15 protein-coding genes and 4 tRNA genes are annotated in these 13415 nt (G+C 69.0%); 17 read left to right on the top strand and 2 right to left on the bottom strand.

What is annotated here, in order from left to right:
• Positions 1-6 precede the first annotated feature (6 nt).
• Both FO059_RS03255 and FO059_RS03260 read left to right on the top strand, forming a co-directional pair.
• A complete protein-coding gene (locus FO059_RS03255) occupies positions 7-459 on the top strand; it encodes a DUF3592 domain-containing protein (RefSeq protein ID WP_143910396.1) in 453 nt (150 codons plus the stop codon).
• Positions 456-1145 (top strand): demethylmenaquinone methyltransferase, encoded by a 690-nt coding sequence (locus FO059_RS03260; RefSeq protein ID WP_268892891.1) that lies wholly within the window; start codon positions 456-458, stop codon positions 1143-1145. Before FO059_RS03255 ends, FO059_RS03260 begins: the two co-directional genes overlap by 4 nt.
• Positions 1146-1151: 6 nt before the next feature.
• Here the strand turns inward: FO059_RS03260 and FO059_RS03265 are convergent, their stop codons facing one another.
• On the bottom strand, positions 1152-2462 hold the full coding sequence (locus FO059_RS03265) for a geranylgeranyl reductase family protein (protein WP_143906317.1): 1311 nt from the start codon (positions 2460-2462) through the stop codon (positions 1152-1154).
• A gap of 254 nt (positions 2463-2716) precedes the next feature.
• Between FO059_RS03265 and FO059_RS03270 the strand changes: the two genes are divergently transcribed.
• From FO059_RS03270 to FO059_RS03285, 4 genes are all read left to right on the top strand, one after another.
• Positions 2717-3733, top strand: a complete 1017-nt coding sequence (locus tag FO059_RS03270) for a polyprenyl synthetase family protein (RefSeq protein WP_233267008.1) — start codon at positions 2717-2719, stop codon at positions 3731-3733.
• A gap of 82 nt (positions 3734-3815) precedes the next feature.
• Positions 3816-4682 (top strand): zinc metalloprotease HtpX, encoded by an 867-nt coding sequence (gene htpX / locus FO059_RS03275; RefSeq protein WP_268892890.1) that lies wholly within the window; start codon positions 3816-3818, stop codon positions 4680-4682.
• 95 nt (positions 4683-4777) lie between these two features.
• Positions 4778-5347 (top strand): ATP:cob(I)alamin adenosyltransferase, encoded by a 570-nt coding sequence (locus tag FO059_RS03280; protein WP_143906321.1) that lies wholly within the window; start codon positions 4778-4780, stop codon positions 5345-5347.
• 56 nt (positions 5348-5403) lie between these two features.
• Positions 5404-7215, top strand: a complete 1812-nt coding sequence (locus FO059_RS03285; protein WP_143906323.1) for a BCCT family transporter — start codon at positions 5404-5406, stop codon at positions 7213-7215.
• Between the two features lie 33 nt (positions 7216-7248).
• On the opposite strand, the gene FO059_RS03290 is transcribed toward FO059_RS03285, so the two are convergent.
• Positions 7249-7740 (bottom strand): YajQ family cyclic di-GMP-binding protein, encoded by a 492-nt coding sequence (locus FO059_RS03290; RefSeq protein WP_143906325.1) that lies wholly within the window; start codon positions 7738-7740, stop codon positions 7249-7251.
• 166 nt (positions 7741-7906) lie between these two features.
• Between FO059_RS03290 and FO059_RS03295 the strand changes: the two genes are divergently transcribed.
• The 11 genes from FO059_RS03295 to rplA all read left to right on the top strand — a co-directional run bounded on the left by FO059_RS03295 (position 7907) and on the right by rplA (position 13102).
• A tRNA-Tyr gene (locus tag FO059_RS03295) sits at positions 7907-7989 on the top strand.
• 313 nt (positions 7990-8302) lie between these two features.
• Positions 8303-8375: transfer RNA gene (locus FO059_RS03300), tRNA-Thr, on the top strand.
• Positions 8376-8422: 47 nt separating this feature from the next.
• Positions 8423-8495 (top strand) — tRNA-Met (locus FO059_RS03305).
• Positions 8496-8593: 98 nt separating this feature from the next.
• Positions 8594-8758, top strand: coding sequence for a 50S ribosomal protein L33 (gene rpmG, locus FO059_RS18300; RefSeq protein ID WP_158726652.1), 165 nt, complete (start codon positions 8594-8596; stop codon positions 8756-8758).
• A gap of 182 nt (positions 8759-8940) precedes the next feature.
• Positions 8941-9432: a (3R)-hydroxyacyl-ACP dehydratase subunit HadA gene (gene hadA, locus FO059_RS03315; RefSeq protein WP_143906330.1), complete on the top strand. Its 492-nt coding sequence runs from the start codon at positions 8941-8943 to the stop codon at positions 9430-9432.
• Positions 9433-9494: 62 nt separating this feature from the next.
• Positions 9495-9923 (top strand): MaoC/PaaZ C-terminal domain-containing protein, encoded by a 429-nt coding sequence (locus tag FO059_RS03320; RefSeq protein ID WP_143910398.1) that lies wholly within the window; start codon positions 9495-9497, stop codon positions 9921-9923.
• Between the two features lie 241 nt (positions 9924-10164).
• Positions 10165-10237: transfer RNA gene (locus FO059_RS03325), tRNA-Trp, on the top strand.
• Positions 10238-10295: 58 nt separating this feature from the next.
• A complete protein-coding gene (gene secE, locus FO059_RS03330; protein WP_143906331.1) occupies positions 10296-10625 on the top strand; it encodes a preprotein translocase subunit SecE in 330 nt (109 codons plus the stop codon).
• 175 nt (positions 10626-10800) lie between these two features.
• Positions 10801-11775, top strand: a complete 975-nt coding sequence (gene nusG / locus FO059_RS03335) for a transcription termination/antitermination protein NusG (RefSeq protein ID WP_372497867.1) — start codon at positions 10801-10803, stop codon at positions 11773-11775.
• Positions 11776-11840: 65 nt separating this feature from the next.
• A complete protein-coding gene (gene rplK / locus FO059_RS03340; protein WP_143906333.1) occupies positions 11841-12275 on the top strand; it encodes a 50S ribosomal protein L11 in 435 nt (144 codons plus the stop codon).
• Between the two features lie 113 nt (positions 12276-12388).
• The gene (gene rplA / locus FO059_RS03345) at positions 12389-13102 is read left to right on the top strand and encodes a 50S ribosomal protein L1 (protein WP_143906335.1); all 714 of its coding nucleotides are present in this window, start codon (positions 12389-12391) and stop codon (positions 13100-13102) included.
• Positions 13103-13415: the final 313 nt, after the last annotated feature.

Raw genomic sequence — 13415 nt, forward strand, 5'->3', positions numbered from 1 at the left:
CCGGCGATGCGCTGGCCGAAGATCACGCGGCGAGCAGGCCGCCGGATCGTCATCGGCGTCGCGGTCGTGGTGACGGTGCTCGGGATCGTGCTCCTGCTGGCCTGCTGGCGCACCGACAGGGCCATCGAATCGGACATGGGAACAGCCTCGGCCGAGGTCCTCTCCGCCGGGCATCTGCGTTCGTCGATCAGCTTCGCCACCCCCGACGGGGTCACGCACAACCCGCCGACCGGGGTGCTGTATCCCACGGGGCTGACGCAGGGACAGTTCATCGAAGTGGAGTACGACAGGGGAGATCCCGACATGGTGCGGGTCAAGGGGCGCGATGCCGCCGTCGCCGTGGTGCCGGTGGGATCGGTGGTCCTCTGCACGTGGCTCGCGGCCGGAGCGACGCTGCTGGTGCTGCGGCTGCGGTCGCGGCGGCAGGCCGAGCGGCGCCAGGTAGCGTCACACGGGTGAACAGGGCATCACTGCAGAAGGATCCGCGCGAGGTCGCGTCGATGTTCGACGGGGTGGCCCGCCGATACGACCTGACCAACACCGTGTTGTCGTTCGGTCTGGACAGGTCGTGGCGCCAGGCCACCCGGCGTGCTCTGGGCCTGCGGCCGGGGGAGAGGGTGCTCGACCTCGCCGCCGGCACCGCGGTGTCGACGGTCGAACTGGCCCGGTCCGGCGCATGGTGCGTGGCCACGGACTTCTCGCAGGGGATGCTGACCGCCGGGCGCGGGCGCGCGGTGCCGAAGGTGGCCGGTGATGCGCTGCACCTGCCGTACGCCGACGCGTCGTTCGATGCGGTGACGATCTCCTTCGGGCTCCGCAACGTCGCCGACACCGACGCCGCCCTCGCGGAGATGGCGCGCGTGACCCGTCCCGGCGGGCGACTGGTGGTGTGCGAATTCTCCACCCCGGTGTTCGGCCCGTTCCGCACGGTCTACATGGAGTACTTGATGAAGGCGCTTCCGCAGGTGGCCGAAGCCGTCTCGTCCAATCCCGACGCCTACGTGTACCTGGCGGAGTCGATCCGCGCCTGGCCCGATCAGCGCGGGCTCGCGCAGCGGATCGACGCGACCGGATGGTCGGGTACGGAGTGGCGGAACCTGACAGGGGGCATCACCGCACTGCATCGGGCCGTGCGCCGGGGGTGACGCGCGTCAACCGGCGAAGGGCGCGCGCTGATCCGTACGCGCTGATGCACGCCCCGCGCCGCGCCACGCGCGGGCGATCACGTCGGCGTCCTCGTCGGTCACGAGGTTGCCCATCACGCGTACCGCCACCTCCATCAAGCGCCGCGAGCGCATCGCCACCGGCCCGCCGGCGGGGAGCACGCGGGGCACCGTCAGCAGTCCCGCGAGGCGGCGGGCGATCGAGAACGCGTCGCCGTAGTGGGCGGTGAGCAACGCCGGCCAGGCGCGGGTGAGCCCGCCGCCGGAATCCCCGCCGCCCAGGAGGTCCACCATCAGCCGGCCGCCCTCGAGGCCGTAGTCGATGCCCTCGCCGTTGAGGGGGTTCACGCAGGCGGCCGCGTCGCCGACCAGGGCCCAATTGGGGCCCGCCACGCCGGAGACCGCCCCGCCCATCGGCAACAGTGCCGATGCCGGCGCGGCGGGATCCCCGTGCAGGTCCCAGTCTTCGCGCCGGCACCGCACATAGTGGTCCAGCAGCGGACGGAGCGCGCCCTGCGCCGGGCGGGCGGCGGTGGCGAGCGTTCCGACGCCGATGTTGACGCGCCCGTCGCCGAGCGGGAACAGCCACCCGTAGCCGGAGAGCAGGGAGCCGTCCGGATCGCGCAGTTCGAGGTGCGAGGAGATCCACGGATCGTCGTGCCGGCCGGAGTCGATGTAGGCGCGCGCGGCGACGCCGTACGCGGTGTCGCGATGCCAGCGGCGCCCCAGCATCCTGCCGACCGGCGAGCGCACGCCGTCGGCGACGATCAGCGTGCGGCAGCGCACGTCGAACTCGGAGGTCCGCGGGCCGCCGGGCGGGGCGGACTCCCGCACCCGGACCGACCGGACGCGGCCGTCCGTCGCGCGGTCGACCCCGATGACCCGCGCGCCGTCGAGCATCCTGGCGCCGGCGTCGACCGCGCCCGCGCGGATCCGGTCGTCGAGGACGGAGCGTGGGACCGCGCTGCCTTCGGAGGGGAATGCGCCACCGGGCCAAGGCATCTCGAGCTGACGACCGAAGCCCTTCAACCGCAGGCCCTTGTTGACGGCCTGCGCGCGGGCCCAGCCGCCGAGCCCGAGCCGGTCGAGCTCGCCGAGCGCCCGGGGGGTGAGGCCGTCGCCGCAGGTCTTGTCACGCGGGAACCGCGCGGCGTCGAGCAGCAGTACGTCGTATCCGGCACGCGCGGCCCACGTGGCCGCCGCCGAACCCGCGGGGCCCGCGCCGACGACGAGCACCTCGGCCTCGGCGGAGGCGCTGGGGGTCGGGTGCCGGCTGTCCCGGCTGGCAGAGGTGTGCACACGACCATCTTGGCAGCCGCGTCCGGCCCGGCGCCGACCGCGCGGAGCGCGGCCACGGCCCGGCGGGTGTGCGAGGCTACTATGCAACGGCGCTCCCGCGCCGGGCGTCGCGGCTCCGTCGGACCGCGCGACGCGGCGGGGAGTGCGCCGCCGGCCTGGCAAGTGCACTGCGTAAGGGGCCGGACGGGGCGTACCGGGTACGGTCACCTGGGGTGGTCGGCGCCCGACGACATCGAGACAGGACAGGTATCAGGATCGTGAGCACGGATGCGTCCACGGACACCATCGTCGCCGGCGTGGATCTGGCTGATCCGGACTTCGCCGCGCGGATCCGCGCCCGGATGGCGGAGTCGGAGCGGCTTCTGGTGGGCGAGCTCTCCGTCGGCGAGGACTTCCTCACCGAGCCCGTGCTGCACCTCGCGGCGGCGGGCGGCAAGCGGTTCCGGCCGCTTTTCACGCTGTTGAGCAGCGAGTTCGGTCCCGATCCGGACAACGCGGACGTCGTCACGTCGGCGGTGGTGCTCGAGATGGTCCACCTGGCCACGCTCTATCACGACGACGTCATGGACGAGGCGGCGATGCGTCGCGGCGCGGAGAGCGCGAACTCCAAGTGGTCCAACTCGGTCGCGATCCTGTCCGGCGATTACCTGTTCGCGCAGGCTTCGCGCCTGGTGTCCACCCTGGGGCCGTCGGCGGTGGAGATGATCGCGCGCACTTTCGCCGCCCTGGTGACCGGGCAGATGCGCGAGACCGTCGGCGCCCGCCGCTCCGACCCCGTCCGCCATTACCTCGACGTCATCGGTGAGAAGACCGGCTCGCTGATCGCCGCGGCCGGCACCTTCGGGGGGCGATTCTCGAATGCGGACGAGGACCGGTGCGCGACGCTGCACCGGCTGGGGGCGGCCGTCGGAATGGCATTCCAGATCTCCGACGACATCATCGACATCACCTCGGCGTCCGACCAGTCCGGAAAGACGCCGGGCACGGATCTGCGCGAGGGCGTGCACACCCTCCCGGTGCTGTACGCGCTGGCCGGTGACGGTCCGGATGCCGCGCGCCTGCGCGTGCTCCTCGACAGGCCCGTCGCCGACGATGCGACGCTGTCGGAGGCGCTCGAGCTCCTCTCCGGATCGGACGGCATGGCCCGGGCGAAGGCGACACTCGCCGACTACGCCCGGCATGCCCGCGCGGAGCTCGCGACGCTGCCGGACGGGCCCGCCAACCGGGCGCTGTCGTCGCTGGTCGACTACACCACGGCGCGGGTCGGCTAGGTCGCGCATCTCACCGAGGCCGCAGGGAACCGTCGCGGCGCGGGATGCGTTGAACGGGTGTAAGGCTGCGAAAGGGCAGAACGTGCACTCTCACTCGAACGGTCTCAAGACCGCGCTGCTGCTGGGCGGGATGTCCGCGCTGATCGTGGTGATCGGCGGGGTGTTCGGCAGGACCGCGTTGATCATCGCGATCGTGCTCGCGGTGGGGATGAATGCCTACGTGTACTTCAACAGCGCCAAGCTCGCGCTGCGTTCGATGCACGCCTACCCGGTCACCGAGGTGGAGCAGCCGGAGATGTACCGGATCGTGCGGGAGCTCGCCACCCGCGCGCACAAGCCCATGCCGCGGTTGTACGTCAGTCCCACCAACGCGCCGAACGCCTTCGCCACAGGCCGCAATCCGCAGAACGCCGCGGTGTGCTGCACGCAGGGGATCCTGCGACTGCTCGACGAGCGGGAGCTGCGCGGGGTGCTGGGGCACGAGCTGTCGCACGTGTACAACCGGGACATCCTGATCTCCTCGGTCGCGGGCGCGCTCGCCGCGGTGGTGACCGGGCTGGCGAACATGGCGATGTTCGCCGGGATGTTCGGCGGCGGCCGCGAGGAGCGGTCGAACCCGCTGGCGCTACTGCTGGTGGCCATGCTGGGCCCCATTGCGGCCGGTCTGATCAAGATGGCGGTGTCCCGTTCCCGCGAGTACCAGGCCGACGAGTCCGGCGCCGAGCTCTCCGGCGACCCGCTCGCGCTCGCGTCCGCGTTGCGCAAACTGGAGTCCGGAACGCAGGCCGCGCCGCTGCCGCCCGACCCCAAGCTGGCGGCCCAGTCGCACATGATGATCGCGAACCCGTTCCGGGCCGGGGACCGCATGCAGCACATGTTCTCGACGCACCCGCCCATGGCGGACCGCATCCGTCGTCTCGAGTCGATGGCAGGCGGGCCGGGAGCCTGAAACCCGCGGCCCCGCTGCTTCTACGGCAGGGCTTTTCACCAGTGTCTATTCCGATGCGACCTGAATAAGGCTGCGCACGCTCTTACGATGCGGGCATGCCCTCATCGGACGTGTCACAGCCCGTGCGTGCGCCGGCGGATCCGGTCGATACCCGACTGATGCTCGCCGGCGGTTGCGAGGAAGCGGCGGCGGTGCTGGGCGTCGCCGTGTCCACCGGCGCCACCCTGCCATTCAGCGTGGTGCGGCTGCTTGCACGGTTGCAGAACGACCTTTATGACATCTCCGCTGTCGTGCGGGCCGGAGTGCGCGGCGACGAGCCGCCGGTGGAGCTGCGCGATGTCTACGTCGAGCGTGTCGACCGTGCCGTCGAGCACTACGAGGCGATGCTCGAGCCCGCCGTCGTCGCGGCGCTGCCGGGCGGCACGCACACGGGCGCGTCGTTGCACCATGCCCGCACCGTCGTCTTCCGCGCCGAGCGCGCCGCCAGGGCCGTCGGTGCGGATCCGATGATCATCCGCTATCTCGTCGCGCTGGAAGTCCTCGTCGTGGTGCTCGCCCGGCTGGCGAACGCCGAGCACGGTGACACCGACTGGCAGCCCGGACTGTCCGGGCGTCTCGACCGGATCGAACTCTGGGAGCCGCTTCCCGAAGGCTGGGGGCCCTGACCGGCCCTGCACCACAGCGGGAATCCACCCGAACCGGCGAAGCCTGAGAGGGGATCATGAGTTCAAGCGACGACGACGGCGCCGTGGCGGGAAAGCCCGCGCAGGGCGAGGAGCCCCGCAACCCGTTCAGTACCAAAGGCCCCAAGGCCATCGATCCCGTCGTGTTCTGGATCGCCCTGGGCCTGATCCTCGTCTTCGTCGTCCTCGGCGCCGTCTTCCCCGACGGGACGGGCCGCGTGGCAGGCACGGCACTCGACTGGGTGATCTCGAATTTCGGATGGGCGTTCATCCTGTCGGTGGCGGGTTTCGTCGCCTTCACCTTGTGGCTGGCGATCAGCCGGTACGGCCGCATCCCGCTCGGCCAGGCGGGGGACAAGCCGCAGTTCTCCACGGTCTCGTGGATCGCGCTGATGTTCGCGGCCGGAATGGGCGTGGGCCTGGTGTTCTGGGGCGTCGGCGAGCCGATCACCCACATGATGGAACCCCCGCCTGACTCCGGTGTGCAGGCCGGCACCCGCGAATCCGCGCGCGTGGCGATGCAGTACTCGTTCTTCCACTGGGGAATCCAGCCGTGGGCGATCTACGGCGTAGTCGGGTTGGCGCTGGCCTACTCCACCTACCGCAAGGGCCGGGGCAACCTGCTCTCCGCGCCGTTCACCCCGCTGATCGGCGACCCGGAGAACGCAGTCGGCAGGGTGATCAACATCTTCGCGATCGTCGTCACCAAGTTCGGCTCGGCGACGTCGCTGGGCCTCGCCGGCCTGGAGATCGCGGCGGGGCTGTCGTACGTGTTCGGCCTCGACGCGGACAACAACGTCGCCGTCATTTCGATCCTCATCCTCACTGTGGTCTTCGTCATCACAGCGGTGTCCGGCGTCGAGAAGGGCATGAAGCACGCCAGCAACATCAACCTCGTTCTGGCCTTCGCGTTGATGCTGTTCGTCCTGATCGCCGGCCCCACGGTGTTCATCTTCGACATCTTCGGGCGATCGTTCGGCGACTACCTGTGGAACTACATCCCCATGACCTTCCACACCGCGGGGTTCGGCAGCGAAGCACTCAACGGCTGGCTGTCGAGCTGGACGATCTTCTACTGGGCATGGTGGGTGTCCTGGGCGCTGCACGTGGGGACGTTCCTGGCGCGCGTGTCCAAGGGACGCACCATCCGGGAGTTCGTCGCCGGCGTCGTGATCGTCCCCGCGCTCGGCGGCATGGTGTGGTTCGCCGTGTTCGGAGGGGCCGGACTGAAATCCCAGCTCACCGAGAAGAACGACTTGTGGCGGGTGATGCAGGAGACCAATGCGGACGGCGGATCCGGGCCCGCGGCGGCGCTGTTCTCGCTGTTGCAGGAGTACCCGTGGTTCTCCGTCATCGGCACACTGGCGATCCTCCTGGTCGCGATCTTCTTCATCACCGCGGCGGACACCGGGGCGATGGTGCTCGGCATGCTGTCCTCCCGCGGGATCACCGAACCCCGCCATGTGATCAGCGTCATCTGGGGTGCGATGAGCGCCGCGGTCGCCATCGTCCTGCTCTACGTGGGCGGCCTCGACGCCATCGAGACGTTCGTGATCCTCGCGGCCACCCCGTTCATGCTGCTGATGATCGGCATGGCGGTGAGCTTCTATCTGGACCTGCGGCACGATCCGCTGCGTACGCAGATCGCCGCGCCGGTGCGCAAGCACGCCCCCGATCCCATCGACACGTCGATCGAAGCGCGCCGACGAGAACGAGCGGAGGCGAAGAGGCTGCGCCGTTCGGGCGGCTCCATCGCGCCGGATCCGGATGTGGAGAAGATCGCGGGCGGGGCCTTGCTCGGAGAGACGGATCCGGTGGCGGAACCGCCCGACGATGAGGGGGAGAAATGACCGGCGCCCGCCTGCGCGGGCGCCGGCCGGAGATCACCGGTAGTTGACGAACTGCAGCGCGATGTCGAAGTCGCTCGCCTTGAGCAGCGCGATCGTCGCCTGCAGATCGTCCCGCTTCTTGGCGGACACCCGCAGTTCGTCGCCCTGGATCTGGGCCTTGACCCCCTTGGGGCCCTCGTCCCGGATCTTCTTGGAGATCTTCTTGGCCTTGTCCTGGTCGATGCCCTGCACCAGAGAGCCTGTGATCTTGAACGCCTTGCCGGAGGCCTGCGGTTCGCCCGCGTCGAAGGCCTTCAGTGAGATGTCGCGCCGGATCAGCTTCTCCTTGAACACGTCGAGAGCGGCCTTGACCCGCTCCTCGGCCTCGGCGGACAGGACGATCGCCTCCTCGCCCGACCATTCGATGCGGGCGCCGGTGCCGCGGAAGTCGTAGCGGTTGGCCAGCTCCTTCGCCGCCTGGTTCAGGGCGTTGTCCACCTCCTGGCGGTCGACCTTGCTCACGACGTCGAATGACGAATCTGCCACCGGTTCTACTCCTCAGGATCGGTTGAAGCGCCGGGCGCGTTCCACGCCGGCTCCCGGCCGACGCTATCGCCGGGGACTGCTCGTGGCCAGCCGATTTGCGCGACCCCGGATCTGTGCGTGTAGTGTGCCAATCGCGCCAGGCGGTGGTTTCCGCCGGGAGATGCACGGCAGGTTGCCCGAGCGGCCAATGGGAGCGGACTGTAAATCCGCCGGCTTACGCCTACGTAGGTTCGAATCCTACACCTGCCACAACAACGCGAATGCCCCTGTTCCACCGGTGGAACAGGGGCATTCGCGTTCCTGTCCGGCCCTGCCGGCGCCGAGAGGGAGGCGCCGCCCGCCGTGGTCCAGGGCTGTTCGGCGCGCGCCCGCGGGGCGGGTCGAGGCCGCCGGCGAGCGATTTTGCGATGCGGGTCGGCTGTGTGTACTCTCGTGAAGGCTTGACGGCGAGAAGGTGGCCGGTGCACGCATGATGGCGTGCGGCGGTACCGATCGGACGGCATCGGGGTGCGCGTTTCAGCGCGCCGGATGGACCGGTTACACTTTCCCGTGTTGAAGGCACGCCCCCTTAGCTCAGTCGGTAGAGCGTTTCCATGGTAAGGAAAAGGTCGACGGTTCGATTCCGTCAGGGGGCTCGCACGGGTGAACGCCCTGGCAGAATGGTCAGGGCGTCGTCCAGCAAGGCGGTGTAGCTCAGTCGGTAGAGCAAGCGGCTCATAATCGCTGTGTCGCCGGTTCAAGTCCGGCCACCGCTACCGAAATGGAAAGTCCGCGGCCTCTGGCCGTCGGCGTATTACCCCTGGGGCGCGGCTGCCAGAGCCCACCCACAGACCGACCCGAAGGAAGGCATCTCGTGGCTGCCACCGACGTCCGTCCCAAGATCACGCTGGCCTGCGAGGTTTGCAAGCACCGCAACTACATCACTCGCAAGAACCGTCGGAATGACCCCGACCGTCTTGAGATGAAGAAGTTCTGCCCCAACTGCGGCAGCCACCAGGTCCACCGCGAGACCCGCTGAGCTTGCTGCCGGTCCGGCCCGGCGATCCAGCGCGGCAGTGACTTCGGTCGCTGCCGCGCATTGCCATGTGCGGACCGGCCTTATTCGGGGCGATCACCTGCGCGGCGTTCATCCGCGGAGCACTGCGGCGCACGGCTCCGAAGCCCCCGCGGATGCTCAGCGCGCCGAAGAAGGGGAGAACGATGGCACTGCCGCCCGGGTTCGAGGACACGCACTATCACATCGACGACATCTATCAGGTCGCGCGTGACAAGGTGCGCGAGTTCGCCCTCGCCGTCAAAAGCGAGCACCCCGCGCACCACGATGAACAGGTGGCGCGGGATCTCGGATACGAGGGCCTCGTGGCGCCGCCCACGTTCTTCGCGATCTTCGGCGCACTGGCGCAGCGCCGGCTCCTGGAACTGGGCGGGCTGAATCTTGCCCGGGTCATGCAGACGGACCAGCGCGCGGAGTTCCACAAGCCGCTGGTGGTGGGTGCGCGTCTGAACTGCGAGGTCTCCGTGGAGTCGGTGCGCGCGATGGCGGGCGCGGACATCATCGTGTCCAAGAACGTCGTCGCCGACGCCGGCGGCGAGCCCGTGCTGACGACCTACACGACGGTCGTGCACCGGGAAGCCGGCGACGCGGACGAGGGCGTGAACGACGAGATCATGGAGGCGGTTCGAGCGCTATGACCGGATGTGGACGCCCCGATGACGGGCACGACGCGGCAAGCGCGGAGCAGATGACGGTCCGCGTGGGCAGGCGGGAATTCGAATCGGTCGAGGTGGGGGATGCGCTGCCACCGCGCGCGGTGCCGGTCGGCAGGGCGGACCTGGTGCGGTATGCGGGGGTGTCCGGCGACCTCAACCCGCTGCATTGGGACGACGCCATCGCGGCGCGGCTCGGACTCGACAGCGTCGTCGCCCACGGGATGTTCACGATGGGCGTCGGCGCGGGTTACGTGTGCGATTGGGTGGGCGACCCGGGTGCGATGCTCGACGTCAGCGTCCGGTTCACCAGCCCCGTCCTGGTTCCGCCCTTCCCCGGGCAGGCGCAGGTGGAGCTCACCGGGAAGGTGAAGTCGGCCGATCCGGACACGCGCACCGTGGTCGTCGCGCTGCAGGCCAGATCCGCCGGAAAGAAGGTCTTCGGGCGGGCCACGGCCACCGTCCAACTCGCCTGACCCGATCCCTCGATTGCGGCCTGGCGGGGTGCATGCAGTACAGTAGAGGCTCTGCGAGGGTATGAAGCCTCACGGTGTTCCCCCCGCGGCCGTTCGTGCTGTTTCCGGCTGGCCTGTTTTCGGGCGGGCTGCCGGGCCGGTAGGGTCGCGGGTGCCGCATGTGAGTGGTGCGGGCAGGATCATGCGTGAGGCTTGTCCACGCAGCTGGTCGGCTGAGGAGCAGTGTTTCGGGGCCGGCCAAAGGGGCGTAGCTCAACTGGCAGAGCAGCGGTCTCCAAAACCGCAGGTTGCAGGTTCAAGTCCTGTCGCCCCTGCCCACGATCGCCGAACACATCGCCGAACACTTCGGTGCCGGTCTAGGAGAGGAACGCGGTGAGCGACGAGCAGGACATGGCTTCCGGCGACGCTCGGCCTTCCGGGAAACGCGGCCGTGCCGACGCCGTCACCACCGTGCCTCGCCCGAAGGTCCGCAAGAAGCCCTCCTCCGAGGGGGACGCTTCGGGTAAGAGTCGCAATCCGTTCTCCTTGATGCTCCGGTTCCTGCGCGAAGTCGTGACGGAGCTGAAGAAGGTCATCTGGCCGACCAAACAGGAATGGTTCACCTACACGGTCGTCGTCCTGGTGTTCATCGTGGCTCTCATCGGACTCACCACGGGGCTCGATATCGGCTTCGGCAAGGCCGTATCCGTGGTGTTCGGCTGAATCAGTAGTATTCGACGGTGAGGATCCACCGGTACGGTGGGGCGAGGCGTCCTGGGCGAGGGCGCGGACGTGCCGGCGAAACGGGACAGGTCGCCTACAGCGTCGGCCGGCCGGAGCGGGGATGTGACCGCCCGCCGGAACGCAGGCGACGAGACTGAAAGAAAGCGAGTGCCCAGTGAGCACCCACGAAAGCGATGCCGAGCAGTCGGACGTCGAACTTCCCGGCGTGCCTGCCGACGATGCAGCGACCGCCGCGGAGGCCGCCGTGCCGGGTGTTCCTGAGGCCGACGACAGCGCGTCCGCGCCCGGCGAGGGCGCCGCGTTGTTCTCCGACGGCGGCGCCTCTTCGGAGCCGGCCGGGAACGGCGCGGACGACGCCGCGGTGACGGTGGCCGACGCGCCCGTGAGCGATGACGACGGCGCGGGCGACGATGACGCGGCGGGGGACGGTTCCGGAGCCGCCGAGGACGGCGAGGCCGCCGCCGGGCCGTCGGAGGGGTCGGAGGCGGAGGACGGCGGCGAGGAGCCGCAGGTCGACCCGGAGCGCGAGCTGCGCAGGGAACTGCGCCGTCTCGAAGGCGACTGGTACGTCATCCACTCCTACGCGGGGTACGAGAACAAGGTGAAGACCAACCTCGAGACCCGTGTGCAGAACCTCGACGTGGGCGACTACATCTTCCAGGTGGAGGTGCCGACCGAGCAGGTCACCGAGATCAAGAACGGCCAGCCCAAGCAGGTCAACCGGAAGATCCTGCCGGGCTACATCCTCGTCCGTATGGACCTCAACGACGAGTCGTGGGGAGCAGTGCGCAACACCCCCGGCGTCACCGGCTTCGTGGGTGCCACCTCGAAGCCGTCTCCGTTGAGCCTGAAGGACGTTGTCAAGTTCCTGCTGCCCCAGGGCGAGAAGAAGAAGTCCGGGGCAGGCAAGGTGTCGGCGTCGACCGCCGGCGAGTCGGCCACGAGGCCGGCCGTCGAGGTCGACTTCGAGATCGGCGAGTCCGTGACGATCATGGACGGGGCCTTCGCGACGCTGCCCGCCAGCATCAGCGAGGTCAACGTCGAACAGCAGAAGCTGAAGGTCCTGGTGTCCATCTTCGGCCGTGAAACGCCGGTGGAACTGAACTTCGGGCAGGTCTCGAAGATCTGACCGGGTCCTTCATGCATCGATGACAGCCCCGGCCGCAAGCCGGGGGCAGTGATAGGAAACGAAAGATGCCCCCCAAGAAGAAGAAGCTCGCTGGGCTCATCAAGCTCCAGATCCAGGCAGGCCAGGCCAACCCGGCCCCGCCCGTCGGTCCGGCGCTCGGTCAGCACGGCGTCAACATCATGGAGTTCTGCAAGGCCTACAACGCGGCGACGGAATCGCAGCGCGGCAATGTGGTGCCCGTGGAGATCTCCGTCTACGAGGACCGGTCCTTCGACTTCAAGTTGAAGACCCCGCCGGCCGCGAAGCTGCTGCTCAAGGCCGCCAACCTGGCCAAGGGCTCCGGCGAGCCGCACAAGAACAAGGTCGGCTCGGTCACCATGGACCAGGTCAAGGAGATCGCCAAGACCAAGGAGTCCGACCTGAACTCCAACGACATCGATGCCGCCGCGAAGACCATCGCCGGCACCGCCCGTTCCATGGGTATCGAGGTGAAGGGCTGATCGACGCCCGGCGGCCGTAGGCCCCGGGGGATCGTGTTCCCCGCTCGACATCGGAACCGTGGGAGGGCCGGCCAGGCCCGTCACCACGACTGACCTCAAAGGACAGATCAATCATGGCAAAGCGCAGCAAGGCGTATCTCGCCGCGGCCGAGAAGATCGACCAGGCGAATCTCTACACCCCCCTTCAGGCCGTCAACCTGGCCAAGGAGACCTCTTCGTCCAAGATGGACGCGACCGTCGAGGTCGCTCTGCGGCTCGGCGTGGACCCCCGCAAGGCAGACCAGATGGTGCGCGGCACCGTCAACCTCCCGCACGGCACGGGCAAGACCGCCCGCGTCATCGTCTTCGCGGCGGGCGCGAAGGCCACCGAAGCCGAGGAGGCCGGTGCCGACGCGGTCGGCGCCGAGGACCTCATCGAGCGCATCCAGGGCGGCTGGCTCGACTTCGACGCGGCGATCGCCACACCCGACCAGATGGCCAAGGTCGGCCGCATCGCGCGTGTCCTGGGCCCGCGCGGCCTCATGCCGAACCCGAAGACCGGCACGGTGACCAACGATGTGGCGAAGGCCGTCGCCGACATCAAGGGCGGCAAGATCAACTTCCGCGTGGACAAGCAGGCCAACCTGCACGTGGTGATCGGCAAGGCGTCCTTCGAGCCGAACAAGCTGGTGGAGAACTACGGTGCTGCGCTCGACGAGGTGCTGAGGGTCAAGCCGTCCTCGGCGAAGGGCCGCTACATCAAGAAGGCGACGATCGCGACGACCACCGGTCCGGGCATCCCGGTGGATCCGACGCGCACCACGCGACTTCTCGACGACAGCGAGTAGCGTCACGCCCGTTGTGCTGATCGGCGGATACGCCGACCATCTGGACGGAGCGAAGGCCGGCCGCACCCTCCGGGGCGGCCGGCCTTCGGCGTGCCGGGCGGGGACGGGGCGGGGTCGATTTGGTCGGTGCAGTGCATGTCAGGTATCGTCGTCCTAGAAGTTCGACTCGATCGAAGTTCTACCGAAGACCGTTGGTCACCGCCTGCCACGTGCAGGCGGCCTAAGGTCCGGGTTCGACCCGGCGGCCCACGCAGGAGAACGAGGTAGGGGAAGACGCGGCGGCCCTCGGCCGCCGCAACGCGATTCCCTTTAC

Source organism: Tomitella fengzijianii (genome assembly GCF_007559025.1).
Taxonomy (GTDB): Bacteria; Actinomycetota; Actinomycetes; order Mycobacteriales; family Mycobacteriaceae; genus Tomitella; species Tomitella fengzijianii.

Coding starts and splice junctions, on each gene's coding strand:
- FO059_RS03255 (WP_143910396.1), top strand. CDS start 7: ATGCGCTGGCCGAAGATCACGCGGCGAGCAGGCCGCCGGATCGTCATC.
- FO059_RS03280 (WP_143906321.1), top strand. CDS start 4,778: ATGCCCTCATCGGACGTGTCACAGCCCGTGCGTGCGCCGGCGGATCCG.
- rplA (WP_143906335.1), top strand. CDS start 12,389: ATGGCAAAGCGCAGCAAGGCGTATCTCGCCGCGGCCGAGAAGATCGAC.
- hadA (WP_143906330.1), top strand. CDS start 8,941: ATGGCACTGCCGCCCGGGTTCGAGGACACGCACTATCACATCGACGAC.
- FO059_RS03285 (WP_143906323.1), top strand. CDS start 5,404: ATGAGTTCAAGCGACGACGACGGCGCCGTGGCGGGAAAGCCCGCGCAG.
- rplK (WP_143906333.1), top strand. CDS start 11,841: ATGCCCCCCAAGAAGAAGAAGCTCGCTGGGCTCATCAAGCTCCAGATC.